At 69.8% G+C, this 23,520-nt stretch carries 16 protein-coding genes and 1 tRNA gene; 11 read left to right on the top strand and 6 right to left on the bottom strand.

Annotated elements, in window-relative coordinates; all coding sequences use genetic code 11:
* The first annotated feature begins 8 nt into the window (after positions 1-8).
* From gcvH to BLQ03_RS00760, 4 genes are all read left to right on the top strand, one after another.
* Positions 9-365: a glycine cleavage system protein GcvH gene (gcvH, locus tag BLQ03_RS00775; protein ID WP_175558739.1), complete on the top strand. Its 357-nt coding sequence runs from the start codon at positions 9-11 to the stop codon at positions 363-365.
* A 136-nt stretch (positions 366-501) separates the two neighbouring features.
* Positions 502-3,336 carry an aminomethyl-transferring glycine dehydrogenase gene (gcvP, locus tag BLQ03_RS00770; RefSeq protein WP_090751643.1) on the top strand — a complete coding sequence of 945 codons (2,835 nt, stop codon included), beginning with the start codon at positions 502-504 and terminating at the stop codon, positions 3,334-3,336.
* Positions 3,337-3,570: 234 nt separating this feature from the next.
* Positions 3,571-4,008, top strand: coding sequence for a thioredoxin TrxC (trxC, locus tag BLQ03_RS00765; protein WP_090751640.1), 438 nt, complete (start codon positions 3,571-3,573; stop codon positions 4,006-4,008).
* Between the two features lie 49 nt (positions 4,009-4,057).
* Positions 4,058-4,133: transfer RNA gene (locus tag BLQ03_RS00760), tRNA-Ala, on the top strand.
* Positions 4,134-4,146: 13 nt separating this feature from the next.
* Here the strand turns inward: BLQ03_RS00760 and BLQ03_RS00755 are convergent.
* The 5 genes from BLQ03_RS00755 to BLQ03_RS00735 form a co-directional block, all read right to left on the bottom strand.
* Entirely contained in the window at positions 4,147-5,265 is a 1,119-nt protein-coding gene (locus tag BLQ03_RS00755) for an OpgC domain-containing protein (protein WP_090751638.1), read from the bottom strand.
* Positions 5,262-7,421 (bottom strand): glucans biosynthesis glucosyltransferase MdoH, encoded by a 2,160-nt coding sequence (mdoH, locus tag BLQ03_RS00750; RefSeq protein ID WP_245688621.1) that lies wholly within the window; start codon positions 7,419-7,421, stop codon positions 5,262-5,264. Before mdoH ends, BLQ03_RS00755 begins: the two co-directional genes overlap by 4 nt.
* A 4-nt stretch (positions 7,422-7,425) precedes the next feature.
* A complete protein-coding gene (locus BLQ03_RS00745) occupies positions 7,426-8,976 on the bottom strand; it encodes an OpgD/OpgG family glucan biosynthesis protein (protein ID WP_090751636.1) in 1,551 nt (516 codons plus the stop codon).
* A gap of 118 nt (positions 8,977-9,094) precedes the next feature.
* Positions 9,095-13,936 carry a translocation/assembly module TamB domain-containing protein gene (locus tag BLQ03_RS00740; RefSeq protein ID WP_090751634.1) on the bottom strand — a complete coding sequence of 1,614 codons (4,842 nt, stop codon included), beginning with the start codon at positions 13,934-13,936 and terminating at the stop codon, positions 9,095-9,097.
* Entirely contained in the window at positions 13,936-15,828 is a 1,893-nt protein-coding gene (locus BLQ03_RS00735) for an autotransporter assembly complex protein TamA (protein WP_245688620.1), read from the bottom strand. The genes BLQ03_RS00740 and BLQ03_RS00735 overlap by 1 nt, the downstream gene beginning before the upstream one ends.
* A gap of 252 nt (positions 15,829-16,080) precedes the next feature.
* Between BLQ03_RS00735 and BLQ03_RS00730 the strand changes: the two genes are divergently transcribed.
* The 3 genes from BLQ03_RS00730 to BLQ03_RS00720 all read left to right on the top strand — a co-directional run bounded on the left by BLQ03_RS00730 (position 16,081) and on the right by BLQ03_RS00720 (position 18,365).
* The gene (locus BLQ03_RS00730; protein WP_090751630.1) at positions 16,081-16,506 is read left to right on the top strand and encodes a hypothetical protein; all 426 of its coding nucleotides are present in this window, start codon (positions 16,081-16,083) and stop codon (positions 16,504-16,506) included.
* A 93-nt stretch (positions 16,507-16,599) separates the two neighbouring features.
* Complete coding sequence (gene ahcY, locus BLQ03_RS00725) at positions 16,600-18,003, top strand: adenosylhomocysteinase (RefSeq protein ID WP_090751627.1); 1,404 nt, start codon at positions 16,600-16,602, stop codon at positions 18,001-18,003.
* Entirely contained in the window at positions 18,003-18,365 is a 363-nt protein-coding gene (locus tag BLQ03_RS00720; protein WP_090751625.1) for a YbaN family protein, read from the top strand. The genes ahcY and BLQ03_RS00720 overlap by 1 nt, the downstream gene beginning before the upstream one ends.
* 4 nt (positions 18,366-18,369) lie before the next feature.
* On the opposite strand, the gene BLQ03_RS00715 is transcribed toward BLQ03_RS00720, so the two are convergent.
* Positions 18,370-18,990: an enoyl-CoA hydratase/isomerase family protein gene (locus tag BLQ03_RS00715; protein WP_090751623.1), complete on the bottom strand. Its 621-nt coding sequence runs from the start codon at positions 18,988-18,990 to the stop codon at positions 18,370-18,372.
* A gap of 86 nt (positions 18,991-19,076) precedes the next feature.
* Here BLQ03_RS00715 and BLQ03_RS00710 point away from each other — a divergent pair, with 86 nt between their 5' ends.
* The 4 genes from BLQ03_RS00710 to ferA all read left to right on the top strand — a co-directional run bounded on the left by BLQ03_RS00710 (position 19,077) and on the right by ferA (position 23,519).
* Positions 19,077-20,735 (top strand): DUF2125 domain-containing protein, encoded by a 1,659-nt coding sequence (locus BLQ03_RS00710; RefSeq protein ID WP_090751621.1) that lies wholly within the window; start codon positions 19,077-19,079, stop codon positions 20,733-20,735.
* A gap of 75 nt (positions 20,736-20,810) precedes the next feature.
* Positions 20,811-22,169, top strand: a complete 1,359-nt coding sequence (locus BLQ03_RS00705) for a TldD/PmbA family protein (RefSeq protein ID WP_090751619.1) — start codon at positions 20,811-20,813, stop codon at positions 22,167-22,169.
* A complete protein-coding gene (locus BLQ03_RS00700) occupies positions 22,156-22,977 on the top strand; it encodes a 3'(2'),5'-bisphosphate nucleotidase CysQ (RefSeq protein WP_090751617.1) in 822 nt (273 codons plus the stop codon). The genes BLQ03_RS00705 and BLQ03_RS00700 overlap by 14 nt, the downstream gene beginning before the upstream one ends.
* Complete coding sequence (ferA, locus tag BLQ03_RS00695; protein ID WP_090751614.1) at positions 22,974-23,519, top strand: flavin reductase FerA; 546 nt, start codon at positions 22,974-22,976, stop codon at positions 23,517-23,519. Before BLQ03_RS00700 ends, ferA begins: the two co-directional genes overlap by 4 nt.
* Position 23,520 lies beyond the last annotated feature (1 nt).

Here is a 23,520-nt window from a genome sequence, read left to right as displayed (position 1 = left end):
GCCCCATGCTGAAATACACCTCCGACCACGAATGGCTGCGCGCCGAGGGCGACGAGATCGTCGTGGGCATCACCCCCCATGCCAGCGAGCAGCTGGGCGACGTGGTCTTCATCGAGCTGCCCGAAACCGGGCGCGAGGTCGCGGCGGGCGAGGAGATCGTGGTGATCGAATCGGTCAAGGCCGCCTCGGACATCGTGGCGCCCGTCGCGGGCACGATCACCGCCGTCAACGAGGCGCTGGCCGATGCGCCGGGCGACGTGAACTCGGACGCGATGTCGGCCTGGTTCTTCCGCATCAAGCCCGCTGACGGCGTGTCGCTGGACGGCTTCATGGACGAGTCGGCCTATCAGGAACTGATCGGCTGAGATTTCGCCGCCGGTCCGGGGCTCTGCCGGACCACGGGATATTTGAGCGAAGAAGAACGAGGCGCGGGCGGCGAACGGCCGCGCCACCGATGCAGGTAATCCGGCCCGGTGTGGCCATTTGCACATGAGCGATCCCATGACCCGCTGGAACCCGACCTCCTACAACCCCGACGATTTCGGCAACCGCCGCCATATCGGTCCTTCCCCTTCCGAGATGGAGGAGATGCTGAAGGTCGTGGGCGCGGGCAGCCTTGACCAGCTGATCGAGCAGACCGTGCCCGGGTCGATCCGTCAGGACACCCGGCTGGACTGGCCGGCTCTGTCCGAGCGCGAGATGCTGTCGCTGATGCGCGAGGTCGCGGGCGAGAACCGCGTCATGACCAGCCTGATCGGGCAGGGCTATTACGGCACGGTCACGCCGCCCGCGATCCAGCGCAACATCTTCGAGAACCCGGCCTGGTATACGGCCTACACGCCCTATCAGCCCGAGATCGCGCAGGGGCGGCTCGAGGCGCTGCTGAACTATCAGACCATGGTGGCGGACCTGACCGGGCTGCCGGTCGCCAACGCCTCGCTGCTGGACGAGGCGACGGCGGCGGCCGAGGCCATGGCCATGGCGCAGCGGGTGGCGAAGTCGAAGGCCAAGGCGTTCTTTGTCAGCGACAACCTGCATCCGCAGACCATCAGCGTGATCGAGACGCGGGCCGAGCCGCTGGGGATCGAGATCCTGCGCGGCAAGCCCGAGGACTGCGATCCGTCGAAGGTCTTCGGCGCGATCTTCCAGTATCCCGGCACCTTCGGCCATATCCGTGACCTGAGTGCCGACTGCGAGGCGCTGGGCAAGGCGGGCGCCGTCGCCATCGTCGCCACCGACCTGCTGGCGCTGTGCCTGCTGAAGGAGCCGGGGGCGATGGGCGCCGACATCTGCGTGGGCTCGGCCCAGCGCTTCGGCGTCCCCATGGGCTATGGCGGCCCGCATGCCGCCTTCATGTCCTGCCGCGACGAGATGAAGCGCGCCATGCCCGGCCGCATCGTGGGCGTTTCCATCGACGCGGCGGGCCGCCCGGCCTATCGGCTGGCGCTGCAAACGCGCGAGCAGCATATCCGCCGCGAGAAGGCGACCAGCAACGTCTGCACGGCGCAGGCGCTGCTGGCGGTCATGGCGTCCTTCTATGCCGTCTTCCACGGGCCTGTGGGCCTGCGCGCCATCGCCCAGCGGGTGCATCTGAACGCGGTGACGCTGGCCAATGCCCTGCGCGCCGCCGGAGCCGAGGTCGAGACGGACGCCTTCTTCGACACCTTCACCGTGCGCGTGGGCGTGGGACAGGCGGGCATCCTCGCCGCCGCCGAGCAGCGCGGGATCAACCTGCGCCGCGTCGGCCGCGACCGCGTCGGCATCAGCGTGGACGAGACCACGGACGAGGGCGTGATCGCGCGGGTGCTGGACGCTTTCGGGATCACCGATCCGGCCGAACCCGCCACCGAGCCCGCGATCCCTCAGGATCTGCTGCGCGAAAGCGACTACCTGACCCATCAGGTCTTCCACATGAACCGGGCCGAATCCGAGATGATGCGCTACATGCGCCGGTTGTCGGACCGCGACCTGGCGCTGGACCGGGCGATGATCCCGCTGGGGTCCTGCACCATGAAGCTGAACGCCGCGGCCGAGATGATGCCGCTGACCTGGCCCGAGTTCGCCATGCTGCATCCCTTTGCGCCGCAGGCGCAGGCGGCGGGCTATCACCGGGTCTTCAAGGACCTGTCCGACAAGCTGTGCACGATCACGGGCTATGACGCCTTCTCGCTGCAGCCCAACAGCGGCGCGCAGGGGGAATATGCGGGGCTTCTGACCATCGCCGCCTATCACAAGGCGAATGGCGAGGACCGCGACATCTGCCTGATCCCGACCAGCGCGCATGGCACCAACCCGGCATCCGCCCAGATGTGCGGGATGAAGGTCGTGGTGGTGAAGTCGGCGCCGAACGGCGACATCGACCTCGAAGACTTCGCCGACAAGGCCGCGAAGGCCGGGGACAGGCTGGCGGCGGTGATGATCACCTATCCGTCCACGCATGGCGTCTTCGAGGACACCGTGCGCGAGGTCTGCCGCATCACGCACGAACACGGCGGCCAGGTCTACATCGACGGCGCCAACATGAACGCGCTGGTGGGGCTGGTGAAGCCCGGCGAGATCGGCGGCGACGTGAGCCACCTGAACCTGCACAAGACCTTTGCCATCCCGCATGGCGGCGGCGGCCCAGGCATGGGCCCGATCGGCGTCAAGGCGCACCTGGCCCCCTATCTGCCCGCCGACCCGCGCGAGGGGGCAGGGGCGGTCTCGGCCGCGCCCTGGGGGTCGGCCTCGATCCTGCTGATCTCCTGGGCCTACATCCGCATGATGGGCGGCGAGGGGCTGACGCAGGCGACCCGCGTGGCGATCCTGAACGCGAACTACATCGCCTCGCGGCTGGCCGGGGCCTATCCGATCCTGTTCATGGGCAACCGTGGCCGGGTCGCGCATGAATGCATCATCGACACCCGTGTCTTCGCCGAACATGGCGTGACCGTGGATGACATCGCCAAGCGCCTGATCGACAACGGCTTCCACGCGCCGACGATGAGCTGGCCCGTGGCGGGCACGCTGATGGTGGAACCGACCGAGTCCGAGACCAAGGCCGAGATCGACCGCTTCATCACCGCCATGCTGGCGATCCGGGATGAGATCACCGAAGTCGCCGAGGGCCGCATCGACGCCGAGGCAAGTCCCCTGCGCCACGCCCCTCATACGGTCGAGGATCTCGTCGCAGAATGGGATCGCCCCTATTCGCGCGAGCAGGGCTGCTTCCCGCCCGGGGCCTTCCGGGTGGACAAGTACTGGCCCCCGGTCGGGCGGGTGGACAACGCCTATGGGGACCGCAACCTGATCTGCACCTGCCCGCCGCTGGAGGCCTACGCCGAAGCGGCGGAGTGATCCGTTCCTGCCATCCAGCCTTGAAAGCCGCGCCCCTCGCGCGGCTTTCTGCTTTGAAGGCAGGACGCCCGGCTGACGCGCCGCCATGATGCAGGAACCTCATCCCGGTGGCGGCGTTGGCCCACAGTCATGAACCGAAAGGAATTTTCCATGAAGGGCATCATCGCCTGGCTTCTCGGCGTTCCCGTCATCGTCATCATCCTGTTCTATCTCATCGGCATCTTCTGAGCGGCCATGTCGCTCAAGCTGACATGCCTGCACTGCGGTCAGGTCAACCGCGTCCCGCAGGACCGATTGTCGGCGGGACCAAAATGCGGCACCTGCGGGGCGGCTCTGCTGCCCGGCAAGCCCGTAGCGCTAGATTTCGCCACGCTTGAAAAGGCGGCCCGGACGGATGATCTGCCGCTGCTGGTCGATTTCTGGGCACCCTGGTGCGGCCCCTGTCGGATGATGGCACCCGAGTTCGAGAAAACCGCCACGATGCTGCAGGGCACGGCCCGGCTGGCCAAGATCGACACGCAAAGCCATCCCGACGCGACCGTGCGCTTCAACATCCAGGGAATCCCCGCCTTCATCCTGTTCCGGGACGGCCGCGAGAGGGCGCGCCTGGCCGGCGCTCGGCCCGCCGCGCAACTGGCCGACTGGACCCGCGGCCATATCACGACGAGCTGAAGAAGGCTGCTTGACAACCCTTCGCCGACCGGCCAAATACCGCGCCTGTGGGGCCGTAGCTCAGTTGGTAGAGCGCATCGTTCGCAATGATGAGGCCAGGGGTTCGATTCCCCTCGGCTCCACCAGTTTCCTGAAATCTCAGCTGCTTGCCCGGCCCTTGGCCGCGCGCTGCGCCTTTGCTTTCAGCCAGACATGGGCGCTCAGCCACAGGGCACCGATCGTCCACAGGTCCACGGCCAGCCGTGCCAAGGTCGTTTGGGGCAAGCTGACCATCATCGCATCACCCAGGACCGACAGCAGCACGCAGGCGACAAAGGCCACCAGCCCGCCTTTGCCGATGGTGGCCAGCGCGCGCCCGGGCCCGGTCGCGGCCATCCAGGCGAACAGACCCGCCAGCGGCACGGCGACCAGCCAGCTTGCCGCCAGGATCGCCACGTAGCGCACCCAGTCGAGTGACCATTTGTCCACGATGCCGACCGCGTGCCACATGATGTCAGCCAGTCGCTTGCCCTCGGGACCCATGCGCCACAGGGTCACCATGCCCAGTGAATAAAGGGTCACTGCGACGGCCAGCAGCGTGATCCAGGCGCCGTGCCGGCGCAGCACCGGCATGAAGCGGTGGCGGAAGGCTCCCATGGCCACGCCGCTGTGGAACAGAAGCTGCCAGCCGAAGGGGTTGAACAGCAGTCCGCCCTCGACCCGCTGGTTCGGCAGGGCGGCGTTCAGCGGAACCGCCACCAGCCACAGCGCGACCGAGCCCGCGAAGAAGGCCACCGGCCAGCGCAGCATCAGGGGCACCAGCACGGGCGCGAGCGCGAGCAGGATGACGTAAAGCGCCAGCACGTCCAGCAGGTTCGGCTGCATCCACATCAGCGCCAGCGTGGCGACATAGCCCACGGGCACGTCGATGATCCAGCGCGCGTATTCGTTCCAGATCGCGCTGTGGGCGAAGCCCAGTTCCAGCAGCCCGCGTGACAGCAGGGCCAGCATGATGCCGCCCAGGACCAGCGCCAGCCAGACCTGCCCCGCGCGCCTCGCAAAGCGCCACTGCGCGGCCAGGCGGCCTTCCGAACGCTCGACCTTCATCCAGACCAGACCGACAAGGAAGCCCGACAGCAGCACGAACAGTTCGGCCGAGTCGTAGATGGCGAAGTTGGTCAGCGTTGCCTGCCTCAGCACCCCGTGCGGCATGTGATTGAGCATGATGCAGACCAGCGCGTAACCGCGCAGCATGTCCAGCGAAACGATCCGGCTCATCTTGGCAGCGCGGCCCAGCGTTCAAGCAGCCGCGGATCGGACAGCAGGGCGGCCCGCTCGGCCCGGTCGAGGAAACCCAGCGCCTGCGGCTGTGAGGCGGCAGCGCTGATCTTGGCCTCGGCCGCGATGGCGGGCAGGCGCTCGGCCACGGGCAGGTCGGGCAGGGGTGGCAGCAGGGCGACATGGCGCGCCCGCGCCTGCGGGTCCCGTCCCAGGGCCGGGGTGGTGCCCTCGACATGGCGCAGCCGGCGTGCATGGGCCATGCTGGAGACGACGATGGCGGGAGGCACACGTTCTTCGGGCGTGACCAGCAGGCCCGCCATGCGCGCCCAGCGGCCGAAGACGGGCGAGGCGGTCCAGCGCGAGATCGCCGGCGCGAGGATCAGCCCCGCGAGGATGGGCGACAGCCACAGCGCGTGGCTGGGGGACAGCATCGTGACCACCACCAGCGTGACCACGCCCGAGACGACATGGATCGCGTGGCGGCGCAGCACGAGGCCCCAAGGCGGCATCGAGCCCTTGCGGACCTGGCTTTCCCAGCCCGAATTGCGACCGCGCAGGATCTCGAGGATCTGGCGGGTCTGGATCAGCATCTGAACGGGGGCGATCAGCGCCGACAGCACGATCTCGAACAGGGCGCTCAGCAGGATGCGGGGCCGACCGCCCACGTCCGAGGCCAGCGGCCGCCGCCAAGCCCGTCCCAGCGCCACGAACTTGGGCAGCAGCAGCAGCGTCATGGCGGCGACGAACAGCCAGGTCATGCGCGCCGCGTCGAAGGTCGGCCAGTCGGGGAACAGCTGGTAGCTGTTGGGGAAATACTCGGGCCGCGACAGGATCACGTTGGCGGTCAGCGCAAGGCCGACAAGGATCATGGCCAGCCAGACCGGGCTCATCAGGAAGCCGAGGACGCCGATCACGAAATGAACCCGGCTGATGGCGGTGAAGCCGCGCGCCCCGATCAGGCGCAGGTGCTGCAGGTTGCCCTGCGCCCAGCGGCGCTCGCGCACGGCCATGTCCAGCAGCGTCGGCGGGCAGCCCTCGTAGCTGGCGCGCAGGTCCCAGTCGAGCCGGACCTTCCAGCCGGCGCGTCGCAGCAGCGCGGCCTCCACGAAGTCATGCGACAGGATCGTGCCGCCGAAGGGGGGCGAGCCGGGCAGTTCCGGCAGGCCGCAGCATTCGGCGAAGGCCCTGACGCGGATCATCGCGTTGTGGCCCCAGAAATTGCCGTTGTCGCCCGACCAGGCGGCGACCCCGCGCCCGATGGGCGGGCCATAGACCCGGCCCGCGAACTGGATCACGCGGGCGAACAGGGTCTGGCCGCCGACCAGCATCGGCAGGGTCTGGATCAGGGCGATCGCGGGATCGGCGCTCATCCGCGCGCTCATCTGGCGCACGACATCGCCGCTGACGACGCTGTCGGCGTCCAGCACCACCATCTGGTCGTAGCGCCCGCCCCAGCGGCGCACGAACTCGGCAATGTTGCCCGCCTTGCGTCCGGTGTTGTCGGTGCGCCTGCGATACCAGACGGGCAGGGGGCAATGGTCGCGCAGGGCGGCGACGGCCAGCGTCTCGGCCGCGAAGAACTCGGGGTCGCGGCTGTCGGACAGGACGAAGATCTCGGCGCGGTCGGACAGGCCCGCCTCGGCCAGCTGGTCGGCCAGGGCGCCCAGCATCCCCATGCTGTCGGCGGGGTCCTCGTGATAGATGGGCATCACGATGGCGACACGGGCGGTCCCCGGATCGGCGGGCGTCACGGGCGGGCGGGCGACCAGCCCCGCGATCAGCGAACAGAAGCTGAAGCCGACCCAGCCGAAGGTCAGGGTGAAGAAGGCCAGCAGCGCCCATTGCAGCGGCTGGATGCCGTCACTGAAGACGATCAGCATCTGCCAGAAGCCGATGGCCGTGATCAGCGCCGCGCCGCCGAAGGCGATCAGCCGCGCTGCCAGCACGCTGGCCGTGGCAGGCTCGCGCGCGGGACCCGGAGGAGGGGCTGCGCGGAAGTCCTGCGCAGGCATGGGCAGGGGCGCTTCCGGCGGGACCGGAGGCATGTGGCCCAGCCAGCGCGATCCTGCGACCGGAGGCATGGGCGCGGGGCGGTGGATCATCCCGGCCGGGGCGTCCCGGTCGGTCAGCAGGGGTGGATCGGTCCGTTCCAACCGATCATTCCCTTGTCCAGCGGTACAGCCAGGTCTCGCTCAGCGGGCTGCCATCCGGGGTTTCCAGCCGGGCGGTGATCTCGGCCAGGTCGACGCGTTCGGGCCGGAACTCGAAGGCAAGGCGCAGCAGCCCTTCGCCCGGCAGGCGCACGACATAGGGATGCTCGACATTGCCGGCCGAGGCGCTGACCACGGCGACGGGGTCGGGCTGGTCCTGGAACAGGTCCAGGTCGAAATCGATGAAATAGCTGCGCGCCCCTTGCGCGTTCACCGACCGCCCCGAGCGGGTCTGGCGCACCCGCGCGACCGGGAAGCCGTCGCCCGGCGCCATGCCGAAGCGCTGTTCATAGGCGAAATCATGGCGCACGCCCGCGACCAGCGGCTCGGCTGGCTTCCAGAAGGACACGATGTTGTCGTGGAACTCGGACTGGACGGGGATTTCGACCAGCACCACGGACCCGTCGCCCCAGCCCGGCGCAGGCTTGATCCAGCCCGAGGGGCGCAGCTCATAGCGGGCCTCGGCGTCCTGGTAGACGTCGAAGTCGCGCCCGCGCTGCATCAGGCCGAAGCCGCGCGGATTGCGGTCGGCGAAGGCCGAGATCTGCAGGGTCGCCGGGTTGTTCAGCGCCCGCCACAAGCGCAGCCCGCCGCCCGTCACCATTTCCAGCCCGTCGCTGTCATGGACGGCCGGGCGATAGTCGTCGAAACTGCCGCGGTCGCCGGGACCGAACCAGAACATCGAGGTCAGCGGCGCAAGCCCCACGTCCGCCAGGTCGCGGCGCGGGATCAGCGCCGCGCGGGTCGCCACCACCGTGTCGTCGCCGGGCGTCAGAATGAACTCGAAGGCGCCCGCGACCGAGGGGCTGTCCAGAAGCGCATGAACCGTGACGCTCTGCCCGGTCTGGTCGGGGGTGTGGATCCAGAACTCGCGGAAGGCAGGAAACTCCTCGCCCTCGCGGCTGCCGGTGCCGATGGCGAGGCCGCGGGCGGACAGGCCGTAGCGGCTGCCGCGGCCGAGGACGCGGAAGTAGCTCGCCCCCTGGAAGACGGCCATCTCGTCCAGGAAGCCGGGGTGGTTCATCACCGTCCGCAGGCGGAAGCCCGACCAGCCCATGTTGCCGGGCGGCATCTGGGCGGCGTCGGGCGGGAAGGAGTTCTCGTGATAATCGAAGACCGAGGGATCGAAGGGGAAGGGGCGCACGACCCCCGCCTCGACCAGGTTGATCCGCACAGGCTGGGTGAACAGCATCCCCGGCGGCAGGAGATCCAGCCCGAAGCCGGGAATGGCGGCCCAAGGGTCGGCCTCGCGCCGGAAGCGGATTCCGCGATAGGCGTCATAGCCCAGGTCGCGGAAGGGCGGGTCCAGCGTCGAGGGCGGTTCGACATAGGGTGCGCGCGCAAGGTCGGCGGCGATCCGCGCCACTTCCTCGAAGCTGAACAGGACGGGCTCGGCCTCGGCCGGGGCCGTGATGTCCTGCGCCCGCCCGGTTTGGGGAGGCAGCATGGCGCCAGCCAGCGCGGCAGTCATCGTGCCGATGAAGAAGCGACGTTCCAAGCGTGTCTCGATCCGATGGTGCGGTTTGCCAAGGACATTAGAGAATGCCCCTGCTTGCCGCAAGATTCCAGAATGTTGGCAGGGATCGACGCCCCGGAACCATGGCCGGGGCGCCGCCTCAGTAATCGCGCTCGTAGAAAACGCCCAGCGTGCTTTCGCCGTCGCTGGCGACCGAGCCGCGCGCCGTGATCGCGTCGTTCACGTCCAGGTTGAGGTTGATCCGGGACTTGCCGTCGGCATCCACTGAAACGTCGCTGTAAAGGTTGCGCGACAGGTAGCGCCCGGCGCGGACCGAGATGTTGCCCTCGTCGTCCGTCGTCAGGTCCAGGTCGTCCAGCCCGGCGGCGTTGCGCAGGTTGCCGACCAGCCCCTCGCCACCCCGTCCCGCCAGCACGGCCACGGCATTGGCCAGCTGCGCCGCCTGCAGGGGCGAGATGGTTTCAAGGCCGCGCCCGAACAGCAGTTGCGACAGCACCTCTTCCTCGGGCAGCTCGGGATCGGACTGGAAGGTGATCTCGGGGTCGCGCAGGTCGCCGTCGATGACGATGCGGGTGGTGATCCCGTCGGCTTGCGTTTGCGCAACCAGACGCAGAACGGGCACGAGGCTGCCCTGCATCTCGATCAGCCCCTCGGTCATGTCGAAGCGGCGGCCCAGCAGATCCACGCGTCCCCGGATCAGCTGCAGCGAGCCGATGGGGACGACGTTGCGGGCAGTGCCGGTCAGGCGGATCTGCCCGCCCAGTTCCGCGTCCACGCCGCGCCCCCGCACGAAGACCTGGTTCGGCGCGTTGATCGTCAGGTCCAGACGCGCGGGATTCGCGGGCGGCGTGGCGGGGGGCGCCACCATGCCCGCGATGCGGCTGTCGGCGCTGGGAAAGGGCAGCAGCCCCGCCTTGGCGCGGGTGGCCCGGACTGGAGGGCGGTCGTTCAGGTGCACGATGTCGGGGATCGCCCGGCCGCCCAAGCCCGTGTTGGGGATGCGGAACTCGACCGGCCCCAGGGTCAGCGCGCCCGTGACCAGCGGCCCGTCGGCCGGGTTGCCCGAGATCGAAACCGTGCCGTCCGCCACCGCCTCGTACAGGTTGGGGTCGCGCAGGACGACCTGGTTCAGCCGCGCCTGAAGGTCCAGTTGCGTGCCGTTGCGCAGGTCCACCGGGCCGGTGACGGTCAGGGTGCCGCCGTCCGCGATGGCCCCCGTCGCATTGACGGTGATCAGCCCGCCCGCGATGTCGGCTGTGGCCGACAGATTCTCGACCGACAGGCCGATATTGGGGTCCGCAAGCCGCGCATTGGGCAGGCTGACCCGGCCCGACAGGTTCTCGAGCGCGGGGCGCCCGTTCAGCGCAAGGTCGAAGTCCACCGACCCGGCGATCGAGCGCGTGCGCAGCAGCGGGTTCACCAGCGCGGCGTCGCTGACCCCCGAGACGCGGATGTCGGCGTTCGAGAAATCCGCGGCCAGGCTGCCCGCCACGGTGGCGCGGGTGCCGCCCGGCGCGGTCGCGGCCAGGTCCAGCGCGTAGCTGCCGCCCGTCTGCCGGACGCTGCCGGTCACGGTCGCCGGCCCCGTCAGGCCCGGCACCAGCAGGCCCGTGTTCGCCAGCCCCGCATCCACGTTCAGCGCCGTGGCCGAGCCATCCGCGCTGATCCGCAACTGCGGGTTGCTCGCGTTCAGCCGCTCGATGGCGATCGGGCCCTGGCGGGGCAGGGTGGCGGCCGCATCGAAGCGGGTGGCGCCCGACAGCAGCCGGTCCACCTGCTCGTTGCCGATCCGCAGCCCGCTGGCGGTCCCTTCGGCAGTGACTCGGCGGCCTTGGGGCGTGTCGGTCAGGCGCGCGCTTGCGGTCAGTCCGCCACCGATGCCGCGGCCGAGGAAGGCGAGGCTGTCGGCGCGCAGTTGCGCTGTCACGTCGGTCTGCCCCGCGCCCAGGGTGCCCTGCGCCGTGGCGTTCAGGCGCGGGTTGTCCACCACCGCCTCGTCGATCGTCAGCACGCCCTCGCGCTCGGTCCCGCGCAAGGTCAGGCGGGTTTCCCCAGCCAGCGCGGCGTCGGCCTGCGCCTGCCCCAATGACAGGTCATTCGCCGTTCCGTCCACCACCAGCCGCCGGGTGCCGGTGCCGTCATCGGCAAAGCTGCCCCGGGCCGCGAAGGACCCGCGCCAGCCCAGTCCCAGCGCCGACAGGTCACGCAGGTCCACCTGCCCGCTGACATCCGTGCTGCCGTTCCCGATAACGCCCGAGATGTCGGCCCGCGCGCTGGGATTGTCGAGGATCGCCTGCTCGATGGTGAAAAGCTGGCCCTGCTGGCTGCCGCGCAGGGTCAGCCGCGTTTCGCCCGCCAGCATCCCGTCCACGTTACGCTGGCCCAGCGACAGGTCCTGCCCCGTGCCATCCACCACCAGCCGCCGGACGCCGCTGCCGTCATCCTGAAGGCTGCCGCTCACCTGCACCGCGCCGCGCCAGCCGCGTCCGAAGGCGGCCAGCGAGCGGATGTCGAGGTTCCCGCTGAGGTCGGTGACGTTCTCGCCCACTGTGCCCGCGACAGTGGCCTGCATCTGCTGGTTCGTCAGGCGCAGGTCGTTGATGGTCAGGCTGTCCGGGGTCTGCTCGGCGGACAGACGGAACTCGGTCGTGCCGGTCAGCGCGCCGTCCACGTCCTGCTGGCCCAGCCGCAGGTCCTCGCCGGTGCCGCTGACCTCGAAGACGCGCGCGCCGTCGCGGCCGCTGACGCGGGCCGTCGCCTGGACGGCGCCCGACATCTCGGGGCGCAGAGCGGTCAGGCTGGGGATGTTCAGGTCGAGGGTGGCGTCCAGGACTTCGCCGAAGCTGCCGCTGCCTTCCGCCGCGATCTGCGGGTTCGTCAGGCGGAAGCTGTCGATGACGAAGCTGCCCTCGCGTTCCTGCGCGACGGCCAGAAGCTCGGTCCGGCCCTGCAGCACCGGATCCAGTTGTTCGAAACCCAGCACGAGGTCCGTGGCCATCCCCTCGACGCTGACGCGACGCGCGCCGGGGGCGCCGGTCACCGTCGCCTCGGCCTCAAGCGCGCCGGCCATCGCAGCGTCGGCGTCGGTCAGGCTGGCCAGCCGCATCGTCGCGCGCAGGTCGGTCGCGGTTGAACTGATGAGCCCCTGCGCCCGCGCGGTCAGCCGCTGTCCGTCGACCGTCAGGTCACGGATCTCGATCCCCGTCTCGTCGCGGCGCGCGCTGGCGGTGATCGCGGCCTCGCCAGCCAGCAGACGATCCAGTTGTTCCTGGTTCAGGGTGATGTCGGTGCCGTTCAGCTCGACCTCGGCGTCGAAGCCGCGGGTCAGAACGGTGTAAAGCCCACTCACGCGCCCCGAGGCCTGTCCCGTCAGGGGCCGCCCGGCCAGCGCGGACAGGTGCGACACGTCCTCGTAGGCCGCGTCCAGCGCCCCCGAGACGGTGATCCCCGAGCGCAGCCCGTCGATCAGGATGTCGCCACTGAGGCCGTAGTCGCGCCCCGACAGGCTGAAGCCCGCAAGTTCCAGCGCGTTGCCGGGGGTGAAGTCGAAGCCGGTCTCGCCTGTGATCTCGGCCCCGAGCGCGGCCTGCAGCCCGGCATCGGCCAGCGAAAGTCCCTGGGTGCCGAAGCCGATGCGGCCCAGCACGGCCTGCAACTTTCCGTTTTCCAGCCGGACCGAGCCGCCACCCTCCAGCGTCAGCGCGCCGATGCGGTTGGCCCCGCGGGTCACGTCGCCCAGGCGCCCGTTCAGGGTCCAGGCATCGCTTTGCGCGGCGTCATAGCTGATCTGCAGGTTGCCCGACTGCACGTCGATGGGCTCGCCCCGCAGGGGCAGGCGGGCGGGCAGGGTGGTCGCGCCCGCATCCTCGCCCAGCGACATCAGCAGCACCACGGATTGCGGCGCGCCCTGTTCGTTGGTCGTGACCGAGCCGGTCAGGTTCAGAGATTCCGTGTCAATCAGCAGGACCGGCAGCGACAGCCGCCCGTTCTCGCCGCGCCAGCCCTCGACCAGCACCTGCGATTGCGGGCCGAAGAAGGGCGCGTTCTCGGGTGGCAGAAGGCTTGCGACGTCCCCGCCCAGTTCCAGCCGGAAGGCGGTGCCGGGGGTGTTGTCCGACCCGGCCTCGGTGCGGGCCGAGACGCGGCCAGTCACGCGATCCTGCCCGTTCGTCGCCAGCCGGACCTCGGCCATGAAGTCGCGCAGCGGCCCCTCGCCCCGGATCTCGGCCTGCACGGCCGGACGGTTGTAAAGGCCCACGAGGTTGGCGAACAGCCCGCCCTCGGCTTCATCGAGCTTCACGTCCAGTCGCAGGACGGTGGTGGCGTTGGAAAAGCCCGCGTCCACGGCGAAGGTGCCGCGCTTGCCGTCCACGCGGTTGATGGCCAGCCGCGCCGCGCCCTCGCCGCCTGCAAGGTTCATCGCGCCGTCGAGCGATACCACGGCCGCCTCGCCGATGACGGGCTGACCCAGGTCGACCCGGCCCGCCGCGATGCGGGCGATGTTGATGCCCACGGGCAGGGTGGGCAGGGCGAATTCGCGCACCTCGGGGGTGCGGGGGTCACCCTCGCCCTGGGGCAGGCGGGGGATGATGATTTCCTCCGCGGACAGTTCCTGGATGTCGATGCGCCGGGCGAAAAGGGCCGAGCGGTTCCACTGGATCGCGCCGTTGCGCAGCGTGATCCAGACGCCCTGGTCATCGGCGATGGTCAGTTCGGTGAATGTCGCGCGGGAGGACAGCGCCCCTTGGAAGCCCCGGATCTCGACCTGCCGGCCGGCGCTGGACAGGTTGCGTTCCAGGAAGCGGGTGATGAAGCCCTGGTCGTCCTCGACCTCGGCGGAAATCTCGGCGGCCTCGGCGGCAATGCCGCCTTCCGCTTCGGCGGCAGCCTCGGAGGCGGGCGGGGCCGGGGGTTCCTGCGCGGTGATCGGCGTCACGGGCAGCAGAAGGACGAAGGCCAAGGCGGCCAGAAGCTGTTTCATCAGAAGGCCTGCCCCAGTCCAAGGTAAAGCTGCACGCCCTCGCCGGTGTCGCCGCCTACGGGGCCCGCGACGTCCAGCCGCAAGGGGCCGATGGGGGTGTTGTAGCGCACGCCGAGACCCGCGCCCGCGTGCCAGTCGGTCTGCCCCTCGAAGGAGCTGTCGGCCCAGACCCGGCCCGCGTCGGCAAAGGCCACGACGCCGATGCGGGGACGGACCTGCACCCGCGCCTCGGCAGTCAGGTTCGCCACGCTCATGCCGCCGGTCTTGACCGTGACGCCGTCGGGCCCCTCGATCACCCGCACGCCGAGGGATTCGTAGGGCTGGCCCCGGACCGAGCCGCCGCCGCCCGAATAGAACAGGAACTCGCGCGGGGTTTCGGCGATGTCCGACCCCCAGATCGACCCGGCCCGCGCCCGCGCGGCCAGGGTGAAGCGGTTGTCCGTGCCGAAGCTGCGGTAGGCGCGGCCCTCGCCCACCAGCCGCAGGCCGGACCCGGCCTCGTTCAGCCCGTAGAAGGGCGTGCCCGTTGCGGTCAGCCAATAGCCGCGCTTGGCGTCCGTGGGCTCGTCGCGACGGTCCCAGGTGACCGAGGTCGGCAGGGCCAGGATCTCGAAATCGGTGATCCCCGTGTCGTCGCGCACGCGCGAGCGGCGGTATTCCAGCGTCGTCTGGCCGGTCAGCCGCTCGCTGGGCAGCCAGGTCAGACCGAAGCCGAGGACCCCGAGGTCGAGGTCATAGTCCTCCTCGCGCAGCCGCTCGGCCCGCGCCTCGACCGAGGCGGTGATGTCGGGCGTGATCGTCGCGGGGCGGTCGATCCGCACGCCCAGGCGGTAGTCGCGCCCCGAGGTGCCCGAGCCGATGTCCTTGGCCTCGGCGTCCACGCGCAGCCGTTCGCCCCCGCCCAGCAGGTTGCGGTGCATCCAGTAGCCCGAGATCAGCGCCCCGTCGGTGCTGCTGATCTCGAAACCCCCGCCGATCCGGCGCAGGCGCTGTTCCAGCACGGTCAGGTTGACGTCCAGCGTGTTGCCGGGGCCCAGCGTCTCGGCCTCTTCCAACGTGATCGAGGAAAAGACCCCGGTGCGACGCAGGCGGCGGCGGACCTCCTCCAGCGTCTCGGGGTCGAAGCGCTCGCCCTCGGGGAAGCCCGCGATCTTGTAAAGCCGGCGGGTGCTGAGCCGCTGGTTCCCGGTCGCGCGCAACTGGCCGAAGCGCACCTGCGGCCCGGGGGACAGGGCAATGCGGCTTTCGACGCGGTGGATCTCGTGGTCGGCGATGATCTCGGTCGCGGCGACCTCGGCCTTGGCATGGCCCTGGTCGCGCCATCCGGTGACCCCGGCCCGGGCGGCCGTCCGCATGTCGGAAGTGCGGGCGATCTCGCCCACCCGGTAATCCTCGGGCAGTTCGGTGCCGCGCGCGACGGGCGCGATCTCGGCGCGCGAATAGCGGAAGGCCTGGCCCGGATCGACGGTCACGACCACCTGGCGCACGATCTCCGGCGCATCCAGCGGCGCGATCCCCGCCGCCTCGACCCCGTCCAGCCGGATCTCGACGATCGAATCGTAAAAGCCTTCGTCGTAAAGCAGTCCCAGCAGGCGCGAGTAATCCGCGCGCGCCGCCGCCAGCACGTCCTGGGCGGTATAGCGTCCCTCGACCAGCGCGCCGGTGATGCGCGAGGTGTTGCGCAGCCGCCGTTCCAGGTCCTCGTCCCCGGTCGTGACGCGGAATTGCAGGTCGACGGGCGAGTTCGCGACCGGGTCGCCGCGCGAGAACAGCCCCGAGAAGGGCGAGGAGGCCGACGACCCCGAGCCGCTGCCGCTTTGCCCCGCGGCCGTGCCGGCCAGCATGCAGCCCGCCGCGGTGGCCGCTGCCGCCATCCTCCACCAGTTCGTCATCTGCCCTGCCCGCCGCCTGATGTCTTGTTTTGACCCGAGTGTCGCAGGACGGGACCGCGATTGCTACCCTCTGCCACAAGGCAGGCGGATTTTTCGAGACAGGATTGTGATGGAAAAACAACCCCCAGCACAAGCCTTCACGGGTTTGTCAAGAGTCCATCTGGAAGGGATCAGGAACTGCGCCCGGATTGTGGTGTTTTGGTCACGAGCCAGATGAAACCGCTTGACGATGTTTGAGGAAAGGCGCTTCTTATGCGTTTCCATCGAGTTGCCCTTGCTGCCCTCGCCGCGACCCTTTCCGTGGGCGCCGCCCAATCCGCCGTCGTCCCCTCGCCCGTGCTGAACGCGCCCGTCCGGGGATGGACCGCCGTCGCAGGCATGTCCGGCCCCGAAGTCGTCGAGCTGGTGCGCAGCCTGCCTGCCCAGACGACCGAAGCCAGCGGCAACCTGCCCTGGTGCGATGCCGCGCCCGTTGTCAGCACCGCGCTGAAATCCGAATTCGACGAGAACCTGGTGGCCCGCCGCGCCGACGGGACGCAGCTCTGGGGCTCGGACATGATGGGCACCTGGACAGTGCTTCTGGAACGCGGCGACACCCATTGCGTGATCGCCTCGGGCATCGGCTACCAGGATGGGGTCGATCCCGGCGCCTTCTACGCCAAGGTCGGCCTGGGTTGAGCGGGAAAAACGCTGCGTTTCACCCAAGCTGCGTTGCCTTCGAGGGCGGTCTGTGACAAGGCCGCCCTGTTCCATTTCCCCGTGAGGCCCTCGATGAATCAGGTAGCTCCCCAAGACTATCTCGTGCGCGACATCGGTCTGGCCGATTTCGGCCGGAAGGAGCTGGACATCGCGCAGACCGAGATGCCGGGCCTCATGGCCCTGCGCGAGGAATTCGGCGCGGCCAGGCCGCTTACCGGCGCGCGCATTGCGGGCAGCCTGCACATGACGGTGCAGACGGCCGTGCTGATCGAGACGCTGGTCGCGCTGGGCGCCGAGGTGCGCTGGGCGTCCTGCAACATCTATTCCACCCAGGACCACGCCGCCGCGGCCATCGCCGCCGCCGGCATCCCCGTCTTCGCCGTCAAGGGCGAGACGCTGGAGGAATACTGGGCCTATACCGACCGCATCTTCCAGTTCCCGGAAGGCGCGAACATGATCCTCGACGACGGCGGCGACGCCACGATGTACATCCTGCTGGGTGCGCGGGTCGAGGCGGGCGAGACCGACCTGATCGCCGTGCCCCAGTCCGAGGAAGAAGAGGCGCTGTTCGCCCAGATCCGCAAGCGGCTCGCGCAGTCGCCGGGCTGGTTCGCCCGCCAGCGCGACGCCATCCGCGGCGTGTCCGAGGAAACCACGACGGGCGTCCATCGCCTGTATGACCTGCACAAGCAGGGCCGCCTGCCGTTCCCGGCGATCAACGTGAACGACAGCGTCACCAAGTCCAAGTTCGACAACAAGTACGGCTGCAAGGAATCGCTCGTGGACGGCATCCGCCGCGCGACCGACGTGATGATGGCGGGCAAGGTCGCCGTGGTCTGCGGCTATGGCGACGTGGGCAAGGGCTCGGCCGCCAGCCTGCGCGGCGCGGGCGCGCGCGTGAAGGTCACGGAAGTGGATCCGATCTGCGCGCTGCAGGCCGCGATGGACGGCTTCGAGGTCGTGCTGCTGGAAGACGTGGTGTCCACTGCCGACATCTTCGTCACCACCACCGGCAACAAGGACGTGATCCGCATCGAGCACATGCGCGAGATGAAGGACATGGCCATTGTCGGCAACATCGGCCATTTCGACAACGAGATCCAGGTCGCGGCCCTTCGCAACCACAAGTGGACCAACGTCAAGGACCAGGTGGACCTGATCGAGATGCCCTCGGGCAACCGCATCATTCTGCTGTCCCAGGGCCGCCTGCTGAACCTCGGCAACGCCACGGGCCACCCGTCCTTTGTCATGTCGGCCAGCTTCACCAACCAGGTGCTGGCGCAGATCGAACTGTGGACCAAGGGCGACGAATACCAGCCCGGCGTCTACATCCTGCCCAAGGCGCTGGATGAAAAGGTCGCGCGGCTGCACCTGGACAAGATCGGGGTCAAGCTGACCCAGTTGCGTCCCGACCAGGCCGACTACATCGGCGTTCCGGTCGAGGGGCCCTTCAAGTCGGAGCATTACCGCTACTGATGCGGCTTCTCTGGGGTGCGATCGGGATTCTGGCTGTCGTCCTGGCCTTCGCCGGGACGGTGCTGCCGATCATGCCCACCGTGCCCTTCCTGATCGTGGCGGCCTTCGCCTTCAACCGCTCGTCGCCGCGGTTCCACGACATGCTGATGACGCATCCGGTGTTCGGCCCCCAGATCCGGGACTGGCAGGAACACCGGGCCATTGACCCCCGCGTCAAGGTCATCGTCTGCGTCAGCATGGCGGTCGGGCTTTGCGTCAGCTGGTTCATCCTGCCCCATCCCTATTGGGCGGTGCAGGTGGCGGTCCTGTCGGCGGTGGCGGTCTTCATCGTGACGCGCGCGAACCCGCCGACGCATCCCTGAGCCTTCAGCCGCGGATCATCCGCTTGACCCCCGCCACATGGGCGGGCGCCGCGCCCAGCGCGTCGGCGGCCAGTTCCCCGGCCGTCTCGATCAGTGCATCAGACGGCACGATCCGGTCGAGAAGGCCCCATCCCAGCGCCGTTTCGGCCCCGATCTTCTGGCCCGCCATCAGGATCATCGCCGCCCGCGACCGCCCCGCCAGCGCCCCCAGCCGGGCAGGGTCCGAAGGCTGGGGCAGGAAGCCCAGCTTCATCACCGGATAGAAGATCCGCGCCTCGGGCACCGCGATGCGCAGGTCGCAGGCCAGCACCATCCCCAGCGCCCCGCCCGCCGCCGTCCCGTTCAGCGCGGCGATGGTCAGCGCCGGGGCCTCGGCGATCGCGCCCGAAAGCTCTTCCCACAAGGGTGAGGTCGCAAGGCCCGCCCGCGCGGCCTCCAGGTCGGCGCCGGCGGAAAAGACGCGCCCCCGGCCGGTCAGCACGATGGCCCGCGCGCCGCCGTCCACGGCCGAGCGCACGGCCGCGATCAGCTGTTCGATCATCCCGGGGGTCAGGGCATTGGCCTTGTCGGGCCGGTTCAACGCGATCGTGAAGAACCCCTCGCGGGAAGAATTCGTTTCGATCAAGACTGTCTCCTGTGACGCGGCGCGTGGATGTGCGACGATGCGCCGTCTATCGTCGCATCGCCGTAATTCTTCAAAGGAATCGATTCATGTTCTTGCGGACGACCACCTCTGTCCTTGCCGTCGTCGCTTGCGCCGCCCCCGCGCTGGCCGAGGTGACGCCCTCGGAAGTCTGGCAGAACTGGGTCGAGTATTACAAGGCGAACGGCTACACCGTCACCGAAGGCGCGCGCGACGAGGCGGGCGAGACGCTGACCCTGCGGGACGTGGTGGTGGGCTACGCCCAGCCCGACGAGGGTACGAGGGTCGAGTTCCGCACCCCCGAGATCACCATGACCGCCACCGGCGACGGACGCGTGCGCACCACGCTGGCCGAAACCTCGCCCGTGACTGCGACCTTCCGCGACTCCGAGGGCGGGCAGGTCACGCTGAACGGTTCGCTGGTCGCCCGCGACACCGAGATCGTGTCGGGCGGGACCGCGGCGGACATGACCCATGAGAGCCGCTCGGGCGAGCTGACGCTGGCGCTGCAGACGGTCCAGACGGCCGAGGGAACGCGCGAGGTTCCCGCCTCGGTCAAGCTGGTGAATGCCACCAGCCGCCAGCAGATCACCGACGCCGAGATGATGCGCTTCGACGCGACCATGTCCGCCGACCGGATGGAGATTGCGGCAGACTATGCCGATCCCGAGGGCACCGAGGCCCCGGGCCGCATCAAGGTGAATGGTTCACTCGAGAACCTGCAGGCCACCAGCGCGGGCAGCCTGCCCAAGGATGTGGACATCACCCAGGCCATGCATACGGCCCTGCGGGCGGGCATGGACGTGACGGCGGCGCTGTCGGCGGGGCAGGGGCGGCTGGATCTCGACTTCGCGGGAACGGACGACCAGGGCCAGCAGGACACGGCCAAGGCGAACACCACGCTGCAGGGGCTGGACGTCACGGTCGCCGTGGGTCCCGAAGGGCTGAAATACCAGGGCGGGCTCGATTCGACCTCGACCGAGATGACGGTCAGCGACCTGCCCGCGCCGGTCGGCTACACCGTGACCGAGGCCAGCTTCGACATGCAGTTCCCGGTGATGCAGGCCACCGAGGCCCAGCCCTTCAAGTTCGCCTATTCCATTGGCGGGCTGACGCTGGCCGACAGCGTCTGGAACATGTTCGACAGCGCCCGCGTGCTGCCGCGCGACCCGGCAAGCCTGGACATCGATCTTACCGGGCTGGTCCGCGTGACCATGGACCTGTTCGATCCCGCGCTGATGGAGGCTGCGGAAGAGGCCGAGGCCGCGGGCGAGGCGCACGCGCATGACGATGCCCCCGCTGCCGAGGGCGATTCGGCGGCTCCTGTCACCGCGCCCTCGGCCGGAACTGACGCGGCGCCCGCCGAGGACAGCGCCGAGCTTCCCGCCGAGACCCCCAACCCCTTCGAGCCGGTGCAGCTGTCGATCAACAAGCTGGCCCTTGCGGCGGCGGGCGCCAGCCTGGATGCCTCGGGCGAGTTGTCCGTGCCCGAGGGCGGCAACCCCGAGCAGCCGGTGGGCCAGGTGCAGGCGCGGTTCGAGGGCGTGAACGGCCTGCTCGACCGGCTTGTGCAGATGGGCGCCATCTCGCAGGACGAGGTCGCGGGCTACCGGATGATGCTGGCGCTCTTTGCCCGTCCCGCCCCCGAGGGCGGCGACGCGCTGGTCGGCCAGTTCGAGTTCCGCGAAGGCGGGCAGATCTTTGCCAACGGCCAGCAGGTGAAGTAACACCACGTGACGGCGAATACCGGGGGCCGGGCGATGTCCGGCCCCCTTTTGCGCATCCACGGAAAGGCCTTGCCCATGACCCGACCCGCGCCCGAAGATCTCGCGCCCCTGACCGAGGCCCTGCTGGCCGCCGCCCGTGCCGCGGGCGCGACCGAGGCCGACGCGGTGGCGGTCGCGGGCGAGTCCCTTTCGGTCGAGGTGCGGGGCCGCGCGCTGGAACATGCCGAGCGCGCCGATGGGGTCGAGATCGGCCTGCGCGTCATCGTGAACGGGCGGCAGGCCTGTGTCTCGGCCAGCGACCGGTCCGACCGCACGATCCGCGAGATGGCCGAGCGTGCCGTCGCCATGGCGCGCGAGGCGCCCGTGGACGACAACGTGGGTCTGGCCGATCCCGCGCAGCTTGCCCGCGATCCGGACACGGCGGCGCTGGAACTGGACGATGGCGCCCCCGCGCCCGAGCCCGAGGCGCTGCTGGATCTGGCCCTGCGGGCCGAGGCGGCGGCGCTGGAGGTCGAGGGCATCAGCATGGTCGAATCCGCCAGCGCCTCGGTCATGCACCGCCGAAGCTGGATCGCCGGCACCAACGGCTTTTCGGGCGGCTACAGGCGCAGCAGCCACGGCCTGTCCACCGTTGCCATCACCGGTGAGGGCCTGGGGATGGAACGCGACTGGGCCGGGGAAAGCCGCGTCTGGGCCGAGGACCTGCCCTCGCCCGAGGAGATCGGCCGCCGCGCGGGCGAGCGCACGGTGGCGCGGCGGGGGGCGAGGAAGCCCCCGACCGGCGCCTTCCCGATCCTTTACGACGAGCGGGTCGCCGCGACCCTGATCTCGCACCTGCTGTCGGCCGTGAACGGCAGCGCGGTGGCGCGCGGGTCTAGCTGGTTGCGCAACGACCTGGGCCAGCCGGTCCTGCCGGGGGGCTTCGACCTGACCGAGAACCCGCGCCTGCCGCGCCACGGCGCCTCGCGCCCCTTCGACGGCGAGGGGCTGCCGACCGCGTCCCGCATGATCGTGGAAGGCGGCGTGCTGCAGGGCTGGACGCTGGATCTGGCGACCGCGCGCAAGCTGGGGATGGCCTCGACGGCGAATGCGGTGCGGGGCACCTCCTCGCCGCCCTCGCCGGGGGTGACGAACGTGGCGCTGACGGCGGGGACGGCTTCGCCCGCCGACCTGGTCCGCGACATGGGGCGGGGGCTGGTCGTGACCTCGATGCTGGGCGCCTCGATCAACGCGACCACGGGGGATTATTCGCGCGGCGCGGCAGGCTTCTGGGTCGAGAACGGAGAGATCGCTTATCCCGTCAACGAATGCACCATCGCCGGCAACCTGCGCGAGATGCTGATGCGGATCACGGCGGCCAGCGACCTGCCCGACTGGCGCAGCCTGCGCGTTCCGAGCCTTCTGGTCGAAGGAATGACCGTTGCCGGAAGCTGACCTCGACCTCATCGTCCGGGCCGCCGAAGAGGCGGGGCAGATCGCGCTGGCCCATTGGCGCGGCACCTTCCGCCACTGGGAAAAGGACGAAGGCGCGGGGCCGGTGTCCGAGGCCGACCTGGCCGTCAATGCCGCGCTGGAACAGGCGCTGCGCGCGGCCCGTCCCGATTACGGCTGGCTCAGCGAGGAAAGCCCCGAGGACCCCCGCCGCGCGACGGCCGCCCGCGTCTTCGTCATTGACCCGATCGACGGCACCCGCGCCTTCATCGCGGGCGAGGACGGATTTGCCGTGGCCGTGGCCGTGGTGGAAGACGGCCAGCCCGTCGCCGGGGTCGTCCACCAGCCCGCGCGCGGCGTGACCTATGCGGCCGCAGCCGGGCAGCCCGCCACGCGCAACGGCCAGCTGATCCGCCCCCGCAAGGCGCGGCTGGAGGGCGCCGAGGTGCTGACCACCAAGGCCGCGCTGGACCCCGCCTTCTGGCGCGGGCGCCGGGTACCCCGGATCAGGCGCAGCTTCCGGCCGTCGCTGGCCTGGCGGCTGTGTCTTGTTGCCGAAGGGCGGTTCGACGCCACCCTGTCGATGCGGCCCGTCTGGGAATGGGACGTCGCGGCGGCAAGCCTCATTGCCGTGCAGGCGGGATGCACCGTCACGGACCGGCGCGGGCGGGCCTTGGTCTTCAACCGGATGCCGCCCTTGGGCGACGGGCTGATCGTCGCCCCGCCGGGATTGCACCACGAACTGATCGCGGCGCTGGACGTTGAGCCGCCAGAACCCGCGCAGGCAGGACCGGGAAGGGCCGCAGGATGAACCGTTTGCCGCCCGAGTCGCTTGACCGCCTGGCCGATGCCATCAGCTTTCATCCCGATACCGAGCCCGGCCGCCTGTTCCGACAGGCGCTGGGACGCTTCGCCACGGGGGTCACCGTTGTCACCGTCGCGGGGCCGAAGTGCCCCGTCGGGATGACGGTCAACAGCTTCACCAGCGTGTCCTTGGACCCGGCGCTGGTGCTGTGGTGCCCGGCACGGTCCTCGTCGCGCCACGACATCTTCGCGGAGGCCAAGGCCTGGTCGATCCACGTGTTGGGGGCCGAGCAACTGGACATCTGCCTGCGCTTCACGCGCGGCGGCCCGCAGTTCGAGGGGCTGGACCTCGGCGTGACCGCGCTTGGCACGCCGCTGATCCCCGGGGTCGCGGCGCGCTTCGACTGCCATGCCCATGCGGTTCATGAGGGCGGGGACCACAGCGTTCTGGTGGGCCGCGTGGCTCAGGTCACCGTCGGCGGCCCGGACGACCATCCGCTGGTCTTCGCAGCCGGCCGCTTCGGCGCCTTCGAGCCGGGCGAGGGCTGAG

It is taken from the genome of Paracoccus chinensis, from assembly GCF_900102885.1.
Classification (GTDB): Bacteria; Pseudomonadota; Alphaproteobacteria; order Rhodobacterales; family Rhodobacteraceae; genus Paracoccus; species Paracoccus chinensis.
Note: the sequence above shows the minus strand (reverse complement) of the source record. Positions and strands in the feature narration are given on the sequence as shown.